Annotated in this window: 17 protein-coding genes; 11 read left to right on the top strand and 6 right to left on the bottom strand. The window is 67.5% G+C overall.

The genetic code is table 11. The features are described from left to right. The first annotated feature begins 1 nt into the window (after nt 1). The 4 genes from FFF93_RS16340 (at nt 2) to FFF93_RS16325 (ending at nt 6,166) form a co-directional block, all read left to right on the top strand. Nucleotides 2-964: an ABC transporter permease gene (locus FFF93_RS16340; RefSeq protein ID WP_138767992.1), complete on the top strand. Its 963-nt coding sequence runs from the start codon at nt 2-4 to the stop codon at nt 962-964. Continuing rightward, nucleotides 961-3,201 (top strand): ABC transporter ATP-binding protein, encoded by a 2,241-nt coding sequence (locus tag FFF93_RS16335; RefSeq protein ID WP_138767993.1) that lies wholly within the window; start codon nt 961-963, stop codon nt 3,199-3,201. The genes FFF93_RS16340 and FFF93_RS16335 overlap by 4 nt, the downstream gene beginning before the upstream one ends. A 46-nt stretch (nt 3,202-3,247) precedes the next feature. Beyond that, a complete protein-coding gene (locus tag FFF93_RS16330) occupies nt 3,248-4,960 on the top strand; it encodes an ABC transporter family substrate-binding protein (RefSeq protein WP_138767994.1) in 1,713 nt (570 codons plus the stop codon). 135 nt (nt 4,961-5,095) lie between these two features. Beyond that, the gene (locus tag FFF93_RS16325) at nt 5,096-6,166 is read left to right on the top strand and encodes a Gfo/Idh/MocA family oxidoreductase (RefSeq protein ID WP_138767995.1); all 1,071 of its coding nucleotides are present in this window, start codon (nt 5,096-5,098) and stop codon (nt 6,164-6,166) included. A gap of 14 nt (nt 6,167-6,180) precedes the next feature. On the opposite strand, the gene ald is transcribed toward FFF93_RS16325, so the two are convergent. Then, a complete protein-coding gene (gene ald / locus FFF93_RS16320; RefSeq protein ID WP_138767996.1) occupies nt 6,181-7,299 on the bottom strand; it encodes an alanine dehydrogenase in 1,119 nt (372 codons plus the stop codon). Between the two features lie 245 nt (nt 7,300-7,544). Here ald and FFF93_RS16315 point away from each other — a divergent pair, with 245 nt between their 5' ends. After that, nucleotides 7,545-8,765, top strand: coding sequence for a CdaR family transcriptional regulator (locus FFF93_RS16315; protein ID WP_138767997.1), 1,221 nt, complete (start codon nt 7,545-7,547; stop codon nt 8,763-8,765). Nucleotides 8,766-8,777: 12 nt separating this feature from the next. On the opposite strand, the gene FFF93_RS16310 is transcribed toward FFF93_RS16315, so the two are convergent. The 3 genes from FFF93_RS16310 to ptsP form a co-directional block, all read right to left on the bottom strand. Next, on the bottom strand, nt 8,778-9,035 hold the full coding sequence (locus FFF93_RS16310; protein ID WP_138767998.1) for a hypothetical protein: 258 nt from the start codon (nt 9,033-9,035) through the stop codon (nt 8,778-8,780). A 74-nt stretch (nt 9,036-9,109) separates the two neighbouring features. Then, a complete protein-coding gene (locus FFF93_RS16305) occupies nt 9,110-9,559 on the bottom strand; it encodes a helix-turn-helix domain-containing protein (RefSeq protein WP_138767999.1) in 450 nt (149 codons plus the stop codon). A gap of 41 nt (nt 9,560-9,600) precedes the next feature. Beyond that, nucleotides 9,601-11,286 (bottom strand): phosphoenolpyruvate--protein phosphotransferase, encoded by a 1,686-nt coding sequence (gene ptsP, locus FFF93_RS16300; protein WP_138768000.1) that lies wholly within the window; start codon nt 11,284-11,286, stop codon nt 9,601-9,603. 90 nt (nt 11,287-11,376) lie between these two features. Between ptsP and FFF93_RS16295 the strand changes: the two genes are divergently transcribed. The 3 genes from FFF93_RS16295 to FFF93_RS16285 are packed head-to-tail and all read left to right on the top strand — an operon-like array spanning nt 11,377 to nt 15,306. Continuing rightward, the gene (locus FFF93_RS16295; protein ID WP_138768001.1) at nt 11,377-12,105 is read left to right on the top strand and encodes a TetR/AcrR family transcriptional regulator; all 729 of its coding nucleotides are present in this window, start codon (nt 11,377-11,379) and stop codon (nt 12,103-12,105) included. Nucleotides 12,106-12,163: 58 nt separating this feature from the next. Continuing rightward, nucleotides 12,164-14,158, top strand: a complete 1,995-nt coding sequence (locus FFF93_RS16290) for a PTS mannitol transporter subunit IICBA (RefSeq protein ID WP_138768002.1) — start codon at nt 12,164-12,166, stop codon at nt 14,156-14,158. Further along, nucleotides 14,158-15,306: a mannitol-1-phosphate 5-dehydrogenase gene (locus FFF93_RS16285; RefSeq protein ID WP_138768003.1), complete on the top strand. Its 1,149-nt coding sequence runs from the start codon at nt 14,158-14,160 to the stop codon at nt 15,304-15,306. The genes FFF93_RS16290 and FFF93_RS16285 overlap by 1 nt, the downstream gene beginning before the upstream one ends. A 95-nt stretch (nt 15,307-15,401) precedes the next feature. Here the strand turns inward: FFF93_RS16285 and FFF93_RS16280 are convergent, their stop codons facing one another. Further along, nucleotides 15,402-16,865, bottom strand: a complete 1,464-nt coding sequence (locus tag FFF93_RS16280; RefSeq protein ID WP_138768004.1) for an amino acid permease — start codon at nt 16,863-16,865, stop codon at nt 15,402-15,404. Nucleotides 16,866-16,991: 126 nt separating this feature from the next. On the opposite strand from FFF93_RS16280, the gene FFF93_RS16275 reads away from it, so the two are divergent. The 3 genes from FFF93_RS16275 to FFF93_RS16265 all read left to right on the top strand — a co-directional run bounded on the left by FFF93_RS16275 (nt 16,992) and on the right by FFF93_RS16265 (nt 19,322). Then, nucleotides 16,992-17,513, top strand: a complete 522-nt coding sequence (locus FFF93_RS16275) for a GNAT family N-acetyltransferase (protein ID WP_261375202.1) — start codon at nt 16,992-16,994, stop codon at nt 17,511-17,513. A 44-nt stretch (nt 17,514-17,557) separates the two neighbouring features. Next, nucleotides 17,558-18,031, top strand: a complete 474-nt coding sequence (locus FFF93_RS16270) for a MarR family winged helix-turn-helix transcriptional regulator (protein ID WP_138768005.1) — start codon at nt 17,558-17,560, stop codon at nt 18,029-18,031. A 64-nt stretch (nt 18,032-18,095) separates the two neighbouring features. Then, complete coding sequence (locus FFF93_RS16265) at nt 18,096-19,322, top strand: MFS transporter (RefSeq protein WP_138768006.1); 1,227 nt, start codon at nt 18,096-18,098, stop codon at nt 19,320-19,322. Between the two features lie 90 nt (nt 19,323-19,412). On the opposite strand, the gene FFF93_RS16260 is transcribed toward FFF93_RS16265, so the two are convergent. Continuing rightward, nucleotides 19,413-20,852: a sugar porter family MFS transporter gene (locus FFF93_RS16260; RefSeq protein ID WP_138768007.1), complete on the bottom strand. Its 1,440-nt coding sequence runs from the start codon at nt 20,850-20,852 to the stop codon at nt 19,413-19,415. Nucleotides 20,853-20,867: the final 15 nt, after the last annotated feature.

Raw genomic sequence — 20,867 nt, 5'->3', positions numbered from 1 at the left:
CATGACAAACCTGAATGCCATTGACCCCGCCGCGGTCGCCGAAGAAGCAAGAATCGAAGGCAACGACGTCGTCATTGCCAAATCCTCGATCATCCTGCGCCGCTTCCTGCGCAATAAGACGGCCGTCGCGGGCCTCGTGATCTTCCTCGCCCTCACGCTGTTCTCCTTCGTGGGCGGTTTCTTCACGAACTGGGACAAGGAGACGATCGACCCGTTCAACATCGGCATGCCGCCGTCGGCCGAACACCTGCTCGGCACTTCCCAGGCCGGGATCGACCTCTACGCCCTGACCGTGGAGGGGACCCGGATCTCGATTCTGATCGGCCTCGTCGTCGGCCTCGTCTCGGTCCTGATCGCCGCCGTCTACGGCTGCACCATGGCCTATTTCGGCGGGAAGGTGGACAAGGTCATGCTGTTCATCCTCGAAGCCCTGATCATGATGCCGGCCCTGCTGGTCGTGGCCGTCGCCACGAGCGGGGGCGGCAACGGACTGCAGAAAACGCTGCCCAGCTGGCTCCTGCTGATCATCGTCCTGCTGGTCTTCAGCTGGATGGGCACCGCGCGTCTCATCCGCTCGCTGTCGATGTCGCTGATGACACGCGACTTCGTCAAGGCGGCCCAGTACATGGGGATCCCGCCGCGGCGCATCGTCTGGCGCCACCTGGTCCCGAACATCGGCTCGCTGCTGGTGCTGGATATCACCCGCGGCATCACCGGCGCGATCCTGGCCGAGGTTGCGTTCTCCTTCATCGGCATCGGCATCAAGGTCCCGGATGTCAGCCTGGGTGTGCTGATCGGCCAGGCCACCTCCCAAGTGTCCACGTTCCCGTGGATGTTCTGGGTCCCGCTGACCGTCATGTTCCTGCTGACCGGTTCGCTCGCCATGATGAACGACGGCCTGCGTGACGCGTTCGATCCCAGCTCCAGCTCCGTAGGCAGCGCCAGGAAGAAGAAGACGGTATGAGCCACGAAATGACCGCCAGCACCGGGTCCGCCGACCTCTCCACCGCCGAGCGACTGCACGTGGCCGGGCTGCACACGGCCGGCAGGAACTACACGGATGCCCCGGCGGATGCGGTGCTGTCCGTCCGGGACCTGAACGTCCGGTTCAACACGGAGAACGGGGTGGTGCACGCGGTCCGCGGCATCGACTTCGACCTCCGCGCCGGCAAGACGCTGGGCATCGTCGGTGAATCGGGCTCCGGGAAGTCCGTCACCTCGATGGCCATCATGGGCCTGCTGCCCCCGACGGCGGAGATCACCGGCTCGGTCCGGCTTCGGGGCAACGAACTGCTGGGCCTCAGCGACAAGGCCATGTGCCAGTACCGAGGCAACGACATCGCCATGGTCTTCCAGGACCCGTTGTCCTCGCTGACGCCGGTCTACACCGTTGGAACCCAGATCGTCGAGGCGCTCACGGTCCACAACCCCACGATGAGCAAGCAGGCCAAGGAAGCGCGCGCCGTCGAACTGCTCAGCATGGTGGGCATCCCGAGCCCGAAGGACCGGCTCAAGGCCTTCCCGCACGAGTTCTCCGGCGGCATGCGCCAGCGCGTGATGATCGCAATTGCCATCGCCAACAACCCGCGGGTACTGATCGCCGACGAACCGACGACGGCCCTCGACGTCACCATCCAGGCGCAGGTCCTCGAAGTGCTGCACACCGCGCAGGAGGAAACCGGCGCCGCCGTCGTTATGATCACGCACGACCTGGGCGTGGTGGCCGGCATGGCCGACGACATCATGGTGATGTACGCCGGCAAGCCGGTGGAAACCGGCAGCGTCGACGAGATCTACTACAACCCGCGGATGCCGTACACGATCGGCCTGCTCGGGGCGGTGCCGCGCGTCGACATCGCCGAGAAGTCCACCCTCGTGCCGATCGAAGGCATCCCGCCGAACCTCATCCACGCACCCACCGGATGCTCCTTCGCGCCGCGCTGCCCCCTGGTCAGCCAGGCCTGCCTGGAGGGCGAGCCGGAGTTGTTGCCGGTCACCGGCAACCACGCGGACGGCGGCCACGCGCACCGGGCCGCCTGCATCAAGACCGGCTCCCTGGGGCAGGAAGTGGACGCCCGTGAGGTGTTCAAGGCCCCGGCCGTGCCGGTGTCGCGCTTTGACGCGGTCCCCCGCACCGAACGCCGGCGCGTGCTGGAGCTCAGGGACGTCAAAAAGCACTTCCCCCTGTTGAAGGGTGCCCTGATCAAACGCCGGATCGGCACCGTCAAGGCGGTCGACGGTCTCAGCTTCGACATCCGCGAGGGCGAGTGCTTCTCGATCGTCGGCGAATCCGGCTGCGGCAAGACCACCACCTTGCTGGAGATCATGGAGTTCCACAAGGACCAGGACGGCGAGGTGGTCATCGGCGGCCTCAGCAACAAGCAGGCCTCCGACGCGAAGACCAAGAGCGCCATGCGCAAGGAACTCCAGATGGTGTTCCAGGACCCCACCGGCGCCCTGGACCCGCGGTTCACCGTGTTCGAAGTGCTGTCCGAGCCGCTCGAGAATGCGGGCATGCCCAAGCCCCAGATCCGGAAGCGGATCATGGAGCTGATGGAACTGGTGGGTCTCCAGCCGGACCACGTCAACCGGTTCCCGAACCAGTTCTCCGGCGGCCAGCGGCAGCGGATCGGCATTGCCCGCGCCCTCGCCGTGAACCCTAAGCTGGTGGTCCTCGACGAGCCGGTGTCCGCCCTCGACGTCTCCGTCCAGGCCGGCGTGATCAACCTGCTCGATTCGCTCCGCGCGGAACTTGGGCTCAGCTACTTGATGGTGGCCCACGACCTGTCCGTGGTGCGGCACATCTCCAACCGGGTGGCCGTGATGTACCTGGGCAAGATCGTCGAAATCGGCGACGTAGACAGCGTCTTCGACAATCCGCGCCACCCCTATACCCGTGCGCTGCTCTCCGCGATTCCGGTCCCGGACCCCGTCCTGGAACGCACCCGCGAACGAATCATCCTGCAAGGCGACCTGCCTTCGCCGCTGGAGGCGCCGAAGGGCTGCAACTTCGCCACGCGCTGCCCGGTCTTCGCGGCCTTGCCGCCGGCCAAACAGGAAAAGTGCCTGACCCAGGAGCCCTTGCTGGAAACAGCGCCCGGCACGGCCGCTTCCGCGGCACCCACAGACCAGCAATTCGCCTGTTTCTACCCGGACGGCGAACTGGACGCGGACATGCTCGTTGTCCACGAAACCACCTGATTCACTCATCCGCATCAACTCGCACTAAGGAATAAAAGGGGAAAACATGAAGAATCTGACCAAGATCGGCGGCGTTACCGCCGTCGTGGCAGCGCTTGCGCTCACCGCCTGCGGCGGTGGCGGCGGCGCAGCAAAGGGTCCCGAGGCCGGCAAGGGACAGGAAGCGGGAAGCGACCTGGCCAAGCTCGTCAGCATCAACGCGAAGGACGCCAAGGACCTGCAGCCGGGCGGCACCGTCACCCTGCCGCTGGGCAACCTTGGACCGGACTTCAACGGTTTTTCCAACAACGGCAACAGCGCGGACAACACCGCCCTGCACCGCCCGATTGACCAGGCCGGCACCTGGGGCTGCTGGAACTTCGACTTCGACGGCACCGCCACGCCGAACAAGGACTTCTGCGAAGACGTCAAGAGCGAGGTCAAGGACGGCAAGCAGACCATCACCATCAAGGTGAACCCGAAGGCCACCTACAACGACGGCACGCCGATCGACGTCAAGACCTTCGAAAACACCTGGAACATGCTCAAGGGTGCCAACAAGGACATCGACGTCGTCAGCTCCGGCGCGTACGAGTTCGTTGACTCCGTCAAGGCCGGCTCCAGCCCCAAGGAAGTCATTGTCACCACCACCCAGCCGGTCTACCCGCTGGACTCCCTGTTCACCGGCTTTGTGCACCCGGCCGTGAACACCCCGGCGATCTTCAACGACGGCTTCACCGGCGAGATGCACCCGGAGTGGATGGCCGGTCCGTTCAAGGTCGACAAGTACGACAGCGCAGCCAAGACGGTCACCCTCGCCCAGAACGAGAAGTGGTGGGGCAACAAGCCGGTCCTGGACAAAGTGGTCTTCCGCCAGCTTGAGAGCAGCGCCGCAATCGCCGCCTTCAAGAACGGTGAAATCGACGGTGTTTCCGCCAACACCATCACCCCCTACAAGCAGCTCGACGGCACCAAGAACTCCGAGATCCGCCGTGGCCAGCGTCTTTTCGCCGGCGGCCTGAACCTCAACGCGCAGAAGGCCCCGTTGACCGACGTCGCCATCCGCAAGGCGATCTTCACCGCCGTCGACCGCGAGGCACTGCGCAAGGTCCGCTTCAACGGCCTGAACTGGGAGGAAGAAAGCTCCGGGTCGATGATGCTGCTGCCGTTCTCCAAGTACTACCAGGACAACTACCCGGTCAAGGAGACCGGCGCCGACGCCGCCAAGAAGGTCCTGACCGACGCCGGCTACAAGCCCAACGCCGCCGGCATCATGGAAAAGGACGGCGTCCCCGCCGCCTTCAAGATCAGCAACTTCGGTGACGACCCCACCACGCTGGCCTTCGCACAGACCCTGCAGAACCAGCTCAAGGCTGGCGGCATGGACGTCGGTATCGACCAGCGCGCTTCCGCCGACTTCGGCAAGGTTGTGGGCAGCCGTGACTTCTTCCTGAGCGTCTCCGGCTACACCGTGGGTGCCGACGCAACCGACGCCGTCAAGCAGTTCTACGACTCCAAGACCAACACCAACAAGCTCGGTGACGCCGACCTCGACGCCAAGATCAAGAAGCTCTCCACCATTGCCGACAACGCCGAGCGCAACAAGGCCGCGATGGACGTGGAAAAGGAGCACATGGCCAAGTACTTCTCCATGGGCGTGGTCATGAACGGACCGCAGATCTCCTTCGTCCGCACCGGCCTGGCTAACTACGGCCCGTCCCTGTTCAAGAGCCTGTCCCAGGTCCCGGACTGGACCACCATCGGCTGGGAAAAGAAGTAGCACCTTCCCTTCCGACGCTCTCTCACCTATAGCGGCTTTTCGGGCGGCGCTCCCTCACCTTCTGGGGGAGCGTCGCCCGAATTGTTGTCAGAGTGAGGGAGCATCGGACCGGGGGCGCCGGAGTAGCGTGGAACCATGCCAGCCGACTCCACTGCCCCCATCCGCAGCAGCCCCATCCGCACGGCCGTCGCCGGCTTCGGCCTGTCCGGCAGCGTTTTCCATGCGCCGCTGATCGCTGCGAATCCGGCCTATTCACTTGACGCCATCGCCACCTCCGACGCCGGCCGGAAAGCGGCCGCCGCGTCCCGCCACCCCGCGGCCACGGTCGTGGACACCCCGGCCGAGCTGCTCGCACGCGCCGGCGGCCTGGACCTGCTGGTGCTGGGGACGCCGCCGGCCACCCACTATCCGCTTGCCAAGGCCGCGCTGGAAGCCGGCCTCGACGTCGTCGTCGACAAGCCCTTCACGGTGCGCAGCGCCGTGGGCGCGGAACTTGTCGACCTCGCCGCGCGGCTGGGCCGCGTGCTCACCGTGTTCCAGAACCGGCGCTGGGACGGGGACTTCCTGACGCTGCGCGGCCTGCTGGAGCGCGGCATCCTCGGCACAGTCATGCGCTTCGAATCACGCTTTGAGCGCTGGTCGCCGAGCGTCACGAAGGCCTGGAAGGCTGCCGCCACGGCCGGCGACGGCGGCGGCGTGCTGTTCGACCTCGGCACACACCTGCTGGACCAGGCCGTGGAACTCTTCGGCCCCGCCACCGTGACCTACGCGGAGCTGGCGGCCCGCCGGCCCGGGGAACGGGCGGACGACGACGTCTTCGTGGCCCTCCGGCACGACTCCGGAGTCACCAGCCACCTCTCGATGAACCTGCTCTGCGCGCAGCAGGGCCCGCGGTACCGCGTGCTGGGCAGCGACGGCGGCTTCACCAAGCACGGCGTCGACCCGCAGGAGCCTTATCTCGCCGCCGGCGGGAGTCCGCTGGACGCCGACTACGGCGTGGAGGCCCGGGAATGGGCGGGGCAATTGGGCCTCGACGGCCACTTGGACCGGCTGCCCACCGAGCGCGGCGCCTATCCGGAGTTCTACCGGATCCTGGCGGACAAGATCCTCGACGGCGGGGCCGCCTCGGCCCTGCCGCTCCCGGTGGATCCCGCCGGGCCGGTGGAGGTGCTGCGGCTGATCGAACAGGCCCGGGATCTGGCCTAAACAGCCATCGGAACTTACGCGGAGACGAGCTCGTGCCAGTCGGCGACGAGGGGCAGGTTGTGTGCCTCGGAGACCGAGCGGTGCGCCACCTTGCCGCCGGCGATGTTGAGGCCCGCGGCGAGGGAGGCGTCGCGTTCGAAGGCTGCCTTGACGCCCAGGTTGGCCAGCGAAACCGCGTAGCGCAGCGTCACGTTGGTCAGCGCGTAGGTGGAGGTGTTCGGCACGGCGCCCGGCATGTTGGCCACGCAGTAGAAGATCGTGTTGTGGACCTTGTACGTCGGTTCCTGGTGCGTGGTGGGGTGGGTGTCCTCGAAGCAACCGCCCTGGTCCACGGCGATGTCCACCAGCACGGAGCCGGGCTTCATCCGGGAGACGAGCTCGTTGGTGACGAGCTTCGGGGCCTTGGCGCCCGGGATCAGCACGGAACCGATCACGAGGTCGGCGTCGACGACGGACTTTTCGATCTCGTAGGCGTTGGACGCAACCGTCTTCAGGCGGCCCTGGTACTGGGCGTCGAGTTCGCGCAGGCGGTTGATGTTGATGTCCAGGATGGTGACGTCCGCGCCGAGGCCCAGGGCCATGGCGGCGGCGTTGGTGCCGGCCACGCCGGCGCCCAGGACAACGACCTTGGCCGGACGGACACCCGGGACGCCGCCCAGCAGCACACCCTTGCCGCCGGCCGGAGCCATCAGCGACGTGGCGCCGACCTGGACGGACAGGCGGCCCGCAACCTCGGACATCGGGGCCAGCAGCGGCAGCGAGCGGCCCTCCTGCACGGTTTCGTAGGCGATGGCCGTGACGCCGGAGTTGATGAGCTCCTGGGTGAGGTCCGGCTCGGCGGCCAGGTGCAGGTAGGTGAAGAGGATCAGGCCCTTGCGGAAGCGGTGGTATTCGGCCTTGACCGGCTCCTTGACCTTCATCACCATGTCCGCGCGGGACCACACGTCGTCGGCCTCGGCGACGATCTCGGCGCCGGCAATGGCGTATTCCTCGTCCGTGATGCCGGAGCCCAGACCCGCGCCGCGTTCCACCAGGACGGTGTGGCCGTGGTGGCGGAACTCGTGCACGCCGGCGGCCGTGATGGCGACGCGGAATTCGTTGTTCTTGATCTCTTTGGGGACACCGATGATCATTTTGGGCTCCAGTGGTTGCGGCCTCGTGGGCCGGGGTGAATGCGGGGAAGTCGTGATTCCAGAATAGAACCGGCTGTGAGGCAGGCGACAGTGCCGCCGTCCGGGTCCACGGCCCCGGTCCCGTCATTCCGGGGTTTTGCAAAAGCACGGCTCGACAGTTGTCGACTACCGGGGCGGCAGGTGTCGCCTGCTGTCCGTTGCCGCGGCGTTCGTGGCCGGGGCCCGCGTGGCAGTAAGGTGGCAGCATGCAGCAGCAGGACGTGGAGCAGCTCGTGGAGGCCGTGGCGCAGCGGCTCGGGCGCGGGCTCTCCTTGGAAGACCTCGACGGCGTCCTGCTCGCCTACAGCTCCAACCAGTCCCAGGCGGACCGGGTCCGGGTGAATTTCCTGCTCAGCAAGCGCGTCGCCGTGGATGTCAGCGCCTGGCAGCTCTCCCACGGCATCGCGACGGCGGTGCGCCCGGTGGTGGTACCCGCCAATGAGGAACTGGGAATGCTCGGCCGCGTGTGTGTCCCGCTGCTGGTCCGCGGATTCCGGGTGGGCTACCTGTGGGTCCAGCTCGACGCCGAGGAACCCACCGCCGCCTCCGTCCTGGCCCGGCTGCCGGAGGTAGCCCGCGAACTCGAGCAACTCTCGGCCCTGCTGCTGGATTCCAACACCGCCGAATCCGAGTTCCGCCGCCGCCGCGAACAGGAGTTCCTCGCCGCCTGCCGGGGCGAGGTGAACGCCGTCGCCGCCGTCGGAGGCTGGAAGGAAGTCCAGGGCCGCGGGCCGTGGCAGCTGGTTACCGTCCTCGACGCCGACGGCTGGGCCGAGGGCTCGGACCCGATCGCCTCCACCCTGATCCACCGCTCCGCCGCGCTGCAGGCGACCATCGGCGTGGACGCCGCCCTCTTCAGCGCCGGGACCGAGACGCACTCCGTCGTGCTGTTCAAGGAGTCCTCCGGCCGCGCCGACCACGCCCAGGTCCTGGTCCACTATCAGCTGGAACTGGCCAAACGCGCCGGCCGTCCGGTCCGCCGGATCATCCTCGGCACGTCAGAGGGATTCTCCCGGCCGCGCGAACTGGCCGAGGCCTACCGGCAGTCGCGCCAGGCGGCGCAGGCCGCTGCGGTGGACCCGCAGCTCGGGGAGCTTGTCGACTGCCGCGCCACCGGCCTGTACCAGCTGCTGGCCTCGGCCGGCGGCGGGGCCGGCGCCTGGGCGGATGCAGGATCCGTGTACTTCAAGATGCTGGAGGACCACGACCGCAACGGGGAACTGCTGCCGGTGCTCGAACTCTTCTATGACAATGACAGCTCGGTCCAGGAGGTGGCCGGGAAGCTGCATCTGCACCGGAGCAGTGTCTACAACCGGCTGGGCAGGATCCGGCAGGTGCTCGGCGTCGACCCGCTCAAGGGGATGGTCCGGCTGGAACTCCATGCGGCGCTCAAGGCCCGGCGTTGGGCCGACCGGCCGAGGATCTAGCTGACCGCGGGCCTAGTGGTCGTCCCGGAAGGCCGGGTCCTGCATCGGTCCGGGTGCGGTGTCCCGCGCTGAGTCCCGCGCTGAGTCCCGCACTGACTCTCGCCTGCGGCGCGTTATCCGGCTGTCCGTCCACAGGGCGACGGCGACGAACGCGACGCAGCTGGCCATAAAGGCCGCCGTGTTGTTCAGCCCCATCACGGTTCCGAGGATGCCGGTGAGCACCATGGCGGCGATGCCGGCCAGGATGTGCCACCCTCTGAACTTACCCACAATTCAAGCGTAACCCCGGCCTTCGCCGCGTTTCCGCGCCGGGCCGGGATCGTTGTTTGATCCTTATCACGCCGTCACGAACCATTCGCGCCGCCGTCATCTTTGCTGTCAGCAGAGTCGCCTTCGTCGGCCGCCGGTGCCGCATTTTCCGCAGCGGTTTTCTTCTTCTGGGTCTCCAGCCATGCCATGACATCGGCCAGCCGGATCCGCCGGTGCGTGCCGCGGTACTCGACCGGAATCTCGCCGCGGTCCGTCATATTGCGCAGGTAGGTGTGCGAGATCCCCGCCAGCTCCGCCGCCTTCGAGGTGGTCAGCATTTCCTCCACGCTGCTGACGGTGACCGACTCGCCCCGGCTGAAGCGGCCCAGCAGGTCGACGACGGCGTCGCGCGCCGCCGGCGGCAGGCGGTGCACGGTGCCGTCGACGAAGACCGTGATGTCGCTGCTGCCGTTGAGCGCGTACTGCAGTTTCTGTGCATCCTCGGCCGGGAGCCCGGCCGTCAGCCGGGGCGCAATCAGTGTCATGGAGTGCATCCTAGCGCCCCGGGCCGGGGCCGACACTCCCGTTACAGGCCGAGGTCCTCCAGTACCGGCAGCTTGGCCCGGACCCAGGCCCGCGCCTCGGTGGCGCTCGGGGCGGAAAGGGCCAGCCGAGCCAGGTCCTGCGCCTCGGCGAGGGTGACCGTCTTGAGCACCGCGGCCACCGCGGCAATGGAGCGCGCCGTCATGGACAGCGTGCTGACACCCAGGCCCGTCAGCACGACGGCGAGGGCGGGATCCGCCGCGGCCTCGCCGCAGACGCCGACCGGCTTGCCGTGGCCCTCCGCGGCGGAGCCCTCAACCGTGAGGCCCACGAGCCGGAGCACGGCCGGCTGCCACGGGGTATTGAGCGCAGCGAGCGGTCCGAGCTGCCGGTCCGCCGCCATGGCGTACTGCGTGAGGTCGTTGGTGCCCAGGCTCGCGAAGGCCACTTCCCGCAGGATGGACTCGGCGGTGAGCGCCGCGGACGGCACCTCCACCATGACGCCGGGCGTCTTGATCCCGGCCTCGGCGCACAGCGACGCGAACCGTGCGGCTTCCTCCGCCGTCGAAATCATCGGCGCCATGACCCAGACGTCCGCCTCGGAGTCCTGCTCCGCCCGGGCGATCGCCTGCAGTTGGCGCTCCAGCACTCCGGGCGTGGTGAAGTCGGTGCGGTAGCCGCGGACCCCGAGCGCGGGGTTCGGCTCGGTGGCGTCGGTGAGGAACGGCAGGGGTTTGTCCGCGCCGGCGTCGAGCGTGCGGAGCACCACCTTCTTGCCGGGGAAGGCGTCGAAGACACCCTTGTACGCGGCGGCCTGCTCCTCCACGGAGGGCTCGGTGTCCCGTTCCAGGAAGCAGAACTCGGTGCGGAACAAGCCAACACCCTGGGCGTTCAGCCCGGCCGCGGCCACGGCGTCTTTCGCGCCGCCCACGTTGGCCAGGAGCGGGACGAGGTGGCCGTCCGCCGTCGTGCCGGTGCCGTCAAAGTCCGCCAGCAGCGACGCGGTGGCGGCCCAGTGCTCCGCGGCGGCGCGCTCCGCGTCCCCGGGCTCCGCCGTGATGGTGCCGGCGGCGCCGTCGACGTAGACCTCCGTACCGTCCGGCAGGGAGTCGACGCCGGCGGCGGCGACGACGGCGGGCAGGCCAAGGGAACGGGCGATGATCGCGGTGTGGGACTGCGGGCCGCCGCCGGCTGTCAGGAGTGCGAGCACCTTCTCGGGATCGAGCGTGGCCGTGTCCGCCGGGGCGAGGTCCTCGGCAATCAGGATGAAGGGCGTTGCGGAGGACGGGATGCCCGGGGCGGGCACACCGCGCAGCGCAGCCACGATCCGCGCCCGGACGTCCAGGACGTCGGTGGCGCGCTCGGCCATGTAACCGCCCAGGTTGTGCAGCATCTCGGACACCGACGCGCCAGCCTCCCAGATGGCACGCTGGTTGGAGGTGCCGCGGCCGATCAGCTTGGCGGCGGACTTCAGCAGCATGGTGTCCGTGGCCATCAGCGCCGTGGCTTCCAGCACGGCCTTGCCGTCGCCGCTGACCGTCTCAGACCGGGCCTTGAGCTCGTCGTGCACGGCCTTCGCCGCAGCTTTCAGCGCCGCCGTCGCATCCTCGGCAGAGACGCCCGCCGGCAGCTGTTCGCCCGCGGGCGGCTCGCTGACCGGTTTCGGCATCTGGCGGATGGTGCCGATGATCCGGCCGGGGCTGACGCCTACTCCTTGGAAGTTCTGCACTGAAAGTCCTCGTTCTCTGCGGTGAGCCAGTAAAGAAAGTGTATGTGATGCACTTCATATAGCGTTGCTATAGGTGCTAGGGTAGCGGTTATGAGTATCGATGGCCAGCTACCGCCCAAGATCCGGCTGCTCCGTGCAGCCGCCGGATTGCTGGCCAAGTCCGGAGGCGCCGCGGTCTCTACCCGCCAGATCACGCAGCTGGCGGGGGTGACAGCCCCCACCCTGTACCACCACTTCGGGGACAAGGAAGGGCTGTTCGACGCCGTCGTCGCCGCCGGCTTTGAGGAATACGTGGCCGGCGAACGCGATTTCGCCCCGTCCGGCGAGCCGCTGGAGGACATCCGGCGCATGTGGGACCAGCATGTGCAGTTCGGGCTCAAGCAGCCCGAGCTGTACCTCGTGATGTTCGGCAATATCCGCCCCGAGAGCCGTCCTGCCGTCGTCGCCGACGCCGAGGCGCTGATGGAGGAAATGCTGAACAAGGCGGCCGTTGCGGGCCAGCTCGCGGTCCCGCCCAAGGAGGCGGCCCGGAGCATCCTGGCCGCCAATGTGGGCGTCACGCTCATGCTCATCACCGAGAAGGCGCCGGAGCGGAACCTCGAGCTCTCCGCCATGACCCGCGACGCGATGATCTTTGCCGTCTCCACGGAGCAGGCACGGGCGTCCGGGCCGGAAGACTCCGGAAAATCCCCGGTGGTGGTCGCGGCCATCGCCCTGAATGCGGCATTGCAGGCCTCGCATTCGGACCAGCTCTCCAGCTCGGAGCTCAAGCTCTTCCTCGAATGGCTTCACCGGATCTCCACCAGTTCCACCAGCTAGCTCGTCGAAAATATCGGACAATCCTGCGATGCCGCAGGAATCACGGTTAGGAAATCACATGGCAACAGAGACAGTGGCGAAACCCCGGAGCAGTGTGCGGGTCGGTGTACAGAAATTTGGCACTTTCCTGTCCGGCATGATCATGCCCAACATCGGCGCCTTCATTGCCTGGGGCATCATTACGGCCTTCTTCATCCCGGCGGGCTTCACCCCCAACGCGGACCTGGCCAAGCTGGTCGGGCCGATGATCACCTTCCTGTTGCCGCTCCTGATCGGCTACACCGGCGGGCGCATGGTCTACGGGGTTCGCGGCGGCGTCGTCGGCGCGGCCGCGACGATGGGCGTGATCGTCGGAACGGACATCCCTATGTTCATCGGCGCCATGATCATGGGCCCGCTGACGGCATGGATCATGAAGAAGATCGAAAGCCTCTGGGAAAACAAGGTCAAGCCAGGCTTCGAGATGCTGATCGACAACTTCACCGCAGGCATCGTCGCCGCCGTCATGGCCATCTTCGGCATGCTGGTGATCGGCCCGGTGGTGAAGGCCTTCAGCAACGGCGCCAGCGGCGTCGTCGAGTTCCTGGTCAATAACGGGTTGCTGCCGTTCACCAGCATCTTCATCGAGCCCGCCAAGGTCCTGTTCCTGAACAATGCCGTCAACCACGGGATCCTGACCCCGCTGGGTACCGAACAGGCGCTGGCCCAGGGCAAGTCCATCCTGTTCCTGCTGGAGGCCAACCCCGGCCCGGGCGTCGGCATCCTGCTTGCCTACATGATCTTCGGCAAGGGCATGGCCAAGGCGTCGGCCCCCGGTGCCGCGCTGATCCAGTTCGTCGGCGGCATCCACGAGATCTACTTCCCGTTCGTGCTGATGAAGCCGATCATCATCCTCGCCGCGATCGGCGGCGGCATGACCGGCATCTTCACCCTCGTGCTCACCGGCGCCGGGCTGCGGTCGCCGGCCGCTCCGGGCAGCATCATCGCGGTCTTCGCCGCCACTCCCGCGGACAGCTTTCTCGGCGTGGCGCTGTCCGTGCTGCTTGCCGCGACCGTGTCCTTCCTGATTGCCTCCGTCATCCTCAAGTCCAGCAAGGACGTCGAGGGTGACGAGCTCGGCGCGGCAACCACCCGGATGGAAGCCCTGAAGGGCAAGAAGAGCTCTGTCTCCTCCACCCTGGCAGGATCCGGTGCGGGCGGCGTCGCGGTACTGGCCGGTCCGGTCAAGAACATCGTTTTCGCCTGCGACGCCGGTATGGGTTCGTCCGCGATGGGCGCCTCGGTGCTGCGGAACAAGATCAAGGCCGCCGGCTACCCGGACGTCAAGGTCACCAACTCCGCCATCGCCAACCTCAGCGACAGCTACGACGTCGTCATCACGCACCAGGACCTGACCGAACGGGCCAGGCCCGCCACGTCCAGCGCCGTCCACGTCTCCGTGGACAACTTCATGAACTCGCCGAAGTACGACGAGATCGTGGAATTGGTCAAGAGCAGCAACGCACCGGCGGACGCCTCGGACGCCTCGGGCGCCGTGGCCGGCGGCGCGGGTGCCGGCGCGGGCGCAGGCACCGCGGTGGCCGCGGAAACGGCCGCCGAGCCGGAAGCCGGGGCCGGCCCGTCCGGCATCCTGGTCGCCGACAGTGTGGTGCTCAGCGGCACGGCAACCACCCGCGACGCCGCGATCGACGAGGCGGGCCGGCTGCTGCTGGACCGCGGCGCCGTCGACGCCGGCTACCTGGACGCCATGCACGAGCGCGAGGAATCCGTCTCCACGTACATGGGCAGCCACCTCGCGATCCCGCACGGCACCAACGCCGCGAAGGACCACATCATGAAGTCCGCGGTGTCCGTGGTCCGCTACCCGAACGGCATCGACTGGAACGGCAAGGAGGTCAAGTTCGTCGTCGGCGTCGCCGGCATCAACAACGAGCACCTCCAGATCCTGTCCTCGATCGCCAAGGTCTTCACCAACAAGGCCCAGGTCGCGCAACTGGAGGCGGCCACCACCGTCGATGAAGTGCTCGACCTGTTCGGAAGGGTCAACTCCTAGTGAAGGCTGTACATTTCGGAGCCGGAAACATCGGCCGCGGGTTTGTCGGGCTGCTGTTGCACGAGGCCGGTTATGAGGTGGTGTTCGCGGATGTCGCGGACGCCCTCATCACCGCCCTCGCCGCAGCGGACAGCTACCAGGTGCACGAGGTGGGGGACAGCCCCGCCGTGCGGACCGTGGATAACTTCCGCGCGCTCAACTCCGGCACTCGGGAGGCCGACGTCGTCGCGGAAATCGCGACGGCGGACATCGTCACCACCGCCGTGGGCCCGCACATCCTGAAGTTCGTGGCGCCCGTGATCGCCAAGGGGATCGCGGCCCGGGCGGCGGGGCTGGCGCCGCTGCAGGTGATGGCGTGCGAGAACGCCATCAACGCCACCGACATCCTGAAGTCCGAAATTACCGCCCAGTGGGACCCGGCCGCCGGCTCGCTGGACGCCGCCGCCGTATTCGCCAACACGGCGGTGGACCGGATCGTGCCCAACCAGGAGGCCGGGCAGGGCCTGGACGTCACGGTGGAGACGTTTTACGAGTGGGTCATCGACCGCACCCCGTTCGGGGGCAAGGAGCCGGTCATTCCGGGGGCGACCTTCGTGGACGACCTGGCCCCTTACATTGAGCGGAAGCTCTTCACCGTGAACACCGGGCACGCCTCCGCGGCATACTTCGGCTTCGACGCGGGCCTGGCCAAGATATCCGAAGCCATGGCGGACCAGGACGTGGCCGCGGACGTACGCGCCGTGCTGGACGAGACCAAGGAACTCCTGGTGGCCAAGCACGGCTTCAACCGCGAGGAACAGGAAGCCTACGTGCAGAAGATCCTCGGCCGCTTCTCCAACCCGCACCTTCCGGACACTGTGAACCGGGTGGGGCGGGCGCCGTTGCGGAAGCTCAGCCGGCACGAACGCTTCATCGGGCCCGCGGCGGAGCTGGCCGAGCGCGGAATCGTCCCGGAGGCGCTGCTCGGAGCGATCGCCGCCGCGCTGCGCTTCAATGACCCGGCCGACGCCGAGGCCGTTGAGCTGGCGCAGATCCTGAACTCCTCCACCCCGGAGGACGCCACCACGAGGATCACCGGCCTGGACGCGGACCACCCGCTGTTCCCGGCCGTCCGCGCCCTCGTCGAGGAGGCCAAGGCCGCCGTCTAGCCGGACGCTCCCGCACCTTTCGCGGAGAAACGACGGGCCCTCCCTCACCTGGTGTGAGGGAGGGCCCGTTGTTTAAGCCGGGATCTGCGGGAGGGTCAGACGCGGGCGGCGTCGGTCTCGGCGTCGGCCATCGCCTTCCATTCGGCCACGCGGGCCTGGTGCAACGGCGAGCGGCGGACGACTGCGAATGCCGCGCCGAGGATCGCGAACCAGAGCGGCGTGACCAGCAGGGCGACGAGGGTGTCCGGCTGTGTGGTCAGCGCCCAGATGAGGAACGCGAAGAACGCGAAGACGACCCACACCATCGGGATGCCGCCGGGCATCTTGAACGTCGAGGCCGCGTGCAGCTCCGGCCGGCGCTTCCGGAACACCAGGTAGCTGGCCAGGATGATGCTCCAGACAAACATGAAGCAGACAGCGGAGACCGTGGTGACCATGTCGAAGGCCACGCCCACGTCCTTGCCCGCATACAGCAGCGCGACGCCGGCGAGCAGCAGCACACAGGACAGGAACAGCGCGTTCTGCGGGACCTTGCGGCTGGAGAGGCGGCCGAAGAGCTTGGGGGCGTCGCCGTCGTTGGCCAGGCCGTAGACCATCCGGGATGTGGAGTAGATGCCGGAGTTGGCCGAGGACATGGCGGACGTGAGGACCACCAGGTTCACGACGGTGGCGGCCATGCCGAGGCCGGCGAGGGAGAACATGGCGATGAACGGGCTCTGCCCGGCCTTGAACCCGGTCCAGGGGGTAACCGACATCAGGATGATGAGGGCGCCCACATAGAAGAGCATGACGCGCAGTGGGATGGCGTTGATGGCGCGCGGCAGGTTGTGCTCCGGGTTTTTGGTTTCAGCCGCGGCGGTGCCCACCAGTTCGATGCCCACGAACGCGAAGACGGCGATCTGGAAGCCGGCCACAAAGCCCATGAATTCCTTGGGGAAGAGGCCGCCGTGGCTCCACAGGTTGCTGAAGCTGGCCGTGCCGGCGTTGGACTGGAAGCCTGTGAAGATCATGACCAGGCCCACCACGATCAGCGCCACGATGGCCACGATCTTGATCAGGGCGAACCAGAATTCCGTCTCGCCGAAGGCCTTGACGGTCGGAAGGTTCAGCAGCAGCAGGATGATGATGGTCGCGATGCCCGGGACCCACAGCTGGACGCCGGGCCAGAGCTGCTCGGCGTAGCCCGCGATCGCAATCACGTCGGCCACGCCGGTGACCACCCAGCAGAACCAATAGGTCCAGCCGGTGAAGAAGCCGGCCCAGGGGCCCAGCAGGTCGCCGGCGAAGTCGCTGAAGGACTTGTAGTTCAGGTTGGACAGCAGCAGCTGGCCCATGGCGCGCATCACGAAGAACAGCATGAAGCCGATGATCATGTACACGAAGATCACGGACGGCCCGGCTACCGAGATGGTCTTGCCGGAGCCCATAAAGAGACCGGTGCCGATGGCGCCGCCGATGGCCAGGAGCTGGATGTGCCGGTTGCTCAACGAGCGTGCAAGGTGGGGCTCGGTGTCCCGGCTGGAGGCAGTTCTCTGCTCCGCGGTTGTCTGTTCGGGCATGTCAACAATCCTTTGTGTGGTCCGCCGAAGGTGACGGCGGTTACAAATCAGCCTTACCAAAGTACAGCTTCGGAACGCTGGCGGCCTTGTCGGGTGGCAACCATTGCGTCATGGCAAGCTGGGTGGGTGACTTCCACTTCGGCTGACCAGACCGCCCTGCTAAAATTCGGCGTCGACGCCGGAACTTTCCGCCTGCGCCCCGCGGCCCGGACGGACCTGCCCGCCATTCTCCGGCTGCTCGCCGACGACCAGTTGGGCTCCTCGCGGGAGGACCCCACGGATCCGGCGCCCTATGAGGCGGCCTTTGACGCGATCGACGCCGACCCGGCCCACCTGCTGCTGGTCGGGGACCTGGTGCCGGAGGACGGTTCCGGGTCCCGAATTGTGGCTACCTTCCAGCTCAGTTTTCTCCCGGGCCTGTCCCGGCGGGGGACGTGGCGCGCGCAGCTTGAGGCCGTCCGGGTCGCCGCCGAACTGCGGGGTCAGGGCGTCGGCGCCGCCATGGTCGAGTGGGCGCTCGCGGAGTCCCGACGCCGCGGCTGTTCCCTCGTGCAGCTCACCACTGATAAGTCGAGGACGGCGGCCCACCGGTTTTACGAACGGTTGGGGTTTGCGGCGAGCCATGAGGGCATGAAGCTCCTGCTCTAGCCTCCATTGACTCTTAGGATGCCTAACTGTTAGGCTACCTAACTATGAGTGAACAACCGTTGCCGGACGCCGGCCTGATCGCCCTCGCCGGAGATTTCCGCGAAGCCCTGCGCCACAGCATTTACCTGGTCCGGCGGCTGGACGCCGACGGTGAACTCAGCGCCGCCCAGCTGAGCACGCTCAAGATGCTGCTGGACAGCTCGGGTGGCACTGCCGAAGCGGGCGGCGTGCGGGTGGGTGAAATTGCCCGGAACCTCGGCGTCAAGGTGCCGAGCGCCACCGAGCAGATCATCAAGCTCGAACGCGCCGGGCTGGTCCGCCGCGAGGCTGACCCGGCCGACTCCCGGGCCGTCCGCGTCCACCTCACCCGCGAGGGACACGCCGCCGTCGACTCGGCGAACCAGCGCCGCAACGCGGTCATGGCGGCCATCCTCGGTTCACTCACCGATGCCGATCGGAAAGCCCTCGCGGCCGTCATCCCGGTCATCGGCAAGATCAACGAGTCCCTGCAGCCCTGACAAGCGGCTCTCAGGGCCGCAGGGCACAACGACAGACCAAACCACGACATTAGGAGCGCCTTCCATGGACGGCCAGCTCACGGCGCCAGCGCCGGAAGCAACATCAACCCTTGAGGCCGAAAAAGCCTCACTGCTCAAACAACCCAAGGCGGTCTGGGCCACTGCCCTCGCGGCGGTGTTTGCCTTTATGGGGATCGGGCTGGTGGACCCCATCCTGCCCGCCATCGCCAAAAACCTCGACGCCACCCCCAGCCAGGTGTCCCTGCTGTTCACCAGCTACTTCCTGGTTACCGCCGTCGCCATGCTGATCACCGGATTCGTCTCCTCCCGGATCGGCGGCAAGCGGACCCTGCTCGCCGGCCTTGCCATCATCGTGGTGTTCGCCTCGTTGTCCGGCCTCTCCGGCAGCGTGAGCGAACTCGTCGGCTTCCGCGCCGGCTGGGGGCTGGGCAATGCGCTGTTCGTCGCCACCGCCCTGGCCGTCATTGTCGGCGTCGCAAGCGGCGGCGCCGGGACCGCCATCATCCTGTACGAGGCCGCGCTGGGCCTTGGCATTTCGCTCGGCCCGCTGCTGGGCGCCCTGCTCGGCGGCTGGCAGTGGCGCGCCCCGTTCTTCGGCACCGCGGTGCTGATGGCCTCGGCTTTCATCGCCCTGGTCGCGCTGCTGCCCAAGACCCCGCGGCCGGAGCGGAAGGTCCGGCTGCGGGATCCGCTGCTTGCCCTGGGCCACAAGGGCCTGCGGACGACGGCGGCCAGCGGGCTGTTCTACAACTACGGCTTCTTCACCATCCTGGCCTTCACCCCGTTCATCCTGGGCATGGATGCCTACGGGATCGGCGCGGTGTTCTTCGGCTGGGGCGTCGCCGTCGCTGTCTTCTCGGTCTTCGTGGCCCCGGCACTGCAGCGGCGCTTCGGGGCCGTGCGGGCCCTGGGCGGCACGCTCGCCCTGCTGCTCCTGGACCTCGTTGGCCTGGGCCTGGCCTCGGGGCACTCGGTGCCCGCCGTCGTCGTCCTCGTGGTGGCCTCCGGCGCGCTGCTGGGGATCAACAACACGATCTACACCGAGCTGGCGATGGGGGTCTCGGATTCGCCGCGTCCGGTCGCGTCCGCCGGGTACAACTTCGTGCGCTGGATGGGCGGCGCGCTGGCCCCGTTCGCCGCGGCACAGCTGGGCGAGCACTTCGGGCCGCAGGTGCCGTTCTTCGCCGCGGCCGTGGCCATGGCGCTGGCAATCGCAGTGGTCCTCAGCGGACGCGGGTACCTGTCCGCGCACGAGCCGCACCTCGTCTAGGCCCTCACCCACAGCGCGAACGTACACTTGAGGCCCCTATTTCCGCGGAAACAGGGGCCTCAAGTGTACGTTCGCGCTCGCCGGGGCGGGCTACTTCTTGGCGGACCCCTTCGGGACGAAGAGCGTTTCGGCGTGCTCCAGGGCCATGCCGTTGGTCTCCGGCACCTTGAACATCACAAAGAAGAACGACGCCGCCGCAAACAGGGCGTACATGGCGTAGGTCAGCGGCAGCGAGGCAGCCGCCATGACCGGGAAGCTCAGCGTGATCGCGAAGTTGGCGATCCACTGGGCGGCCGCGGCCAGGCCCAGGGCGCGGGCGCGGATGCGGGACGGGAAGATCTCGCCCAGCAGCACCCACACCAGCGGGCCCCAGGAGGCGCCGAAGCTGATCACGAAGACGTTGGCGGCCACCAGGGCGGCGGGGCCCCAGGCACCGGGAAGGGTGATCGAGTCGCCCGAGCCGGTAGCGGAGCCGAAGGCGAAGGCCATGGTGGCCAGCGAGGCGGCCATGCCGATGGAACCTGCCAGCATGATGGGGCGGCGGCCGATCCGGTCCACGAGCGCGATCGCCACAAGGGTGACCAGGATGTTGGTGATCGCGGTGGCCACGGAGATCGTGAGCGAGTCCTTCTCCTGGAAACCAACGGCCTTCCAGAGCGTTGTGGAGTAATAGAAGATCACGTTGATGCCGACGAACTGCTGGAGCACCGAGAGGATGATGCCGATCCACACCACCGGCTGCAGGCCAAGCGCCTTGCCGCGCAGGGAGCCCTTCTGGCCGGCGAGCTTGTCCTCCTCGATGGCCTTCTTGATGTCGCGCAGGTGGCGGTCGGTGTCGTCGTCCGGGGCGATGGACTGGAAGACCTTGAGGGCTTCCTCGTCCTTGCCCTTGAACACCAGGAACCGCGGCGATTCGGGCAGCGTGAAGGCGATCCAGCCGTACACAACGGCGGGGATGGCGCCGGCGATGAACATCCAGCGCCAGGCCTCGATGCCGAACCACAGGTTCTGGTCGGCGCCGCCGGCGAAGTTGGCGAACACGGCGTCGGAGAGCAGCGCCGCGAAGATACCGGTGGTGATGGCGAGCTGCTGCAGCGACGCCAGCCGGCCGCGCACGTGCCGCGGCGAGATCTCGGAGATGTAGGCCGGGGCAATCACCGAGGCCAGGCCGATGCCCAGGCCGCCGATGAGGCGCCAGAAGATCAGGTCCCAGACGCCGAACGCGAAGCCGGTGCCGAAAGCGCTGACCAGGAACAGCAGCGCGCCCAGCTTCATGGCGGGGATGCGGCCGTAACGGTCAGCGACCTTGCCGGCCAGGTAGGCGCCGGCAGCGCAGCCAAGCAGGGCGACGGCAACGGCGAACCCGGTCACGGCCTCGCTGAGCGCGAATTCTTCCTTGATGGCGTCGACTGCGCCGTTGACGACCGAGGAGTCGAAGCCGAAGAGGAAGCCGCCAACGGCGCCCGCCACGGCCAGCCAAATGACCCGTTTGGGGATCTTGGCGACGGTCTGGTCTTGGGTGGTGGTCATGTGGCTCCCTCGGCA

The sequence above is a fragment of the Arthrobacter sp. KBS0702 genome, assembly GCF_005937985.2.
Classification (GTDB): Bacteria; Actinomycetota; Actinomycetes; order Actinomycetales; family Micrococcaceae; genus Arthrobacter.
This window is presented reverse-complemented; position numbering and strand designations above follow the sequence as displayed.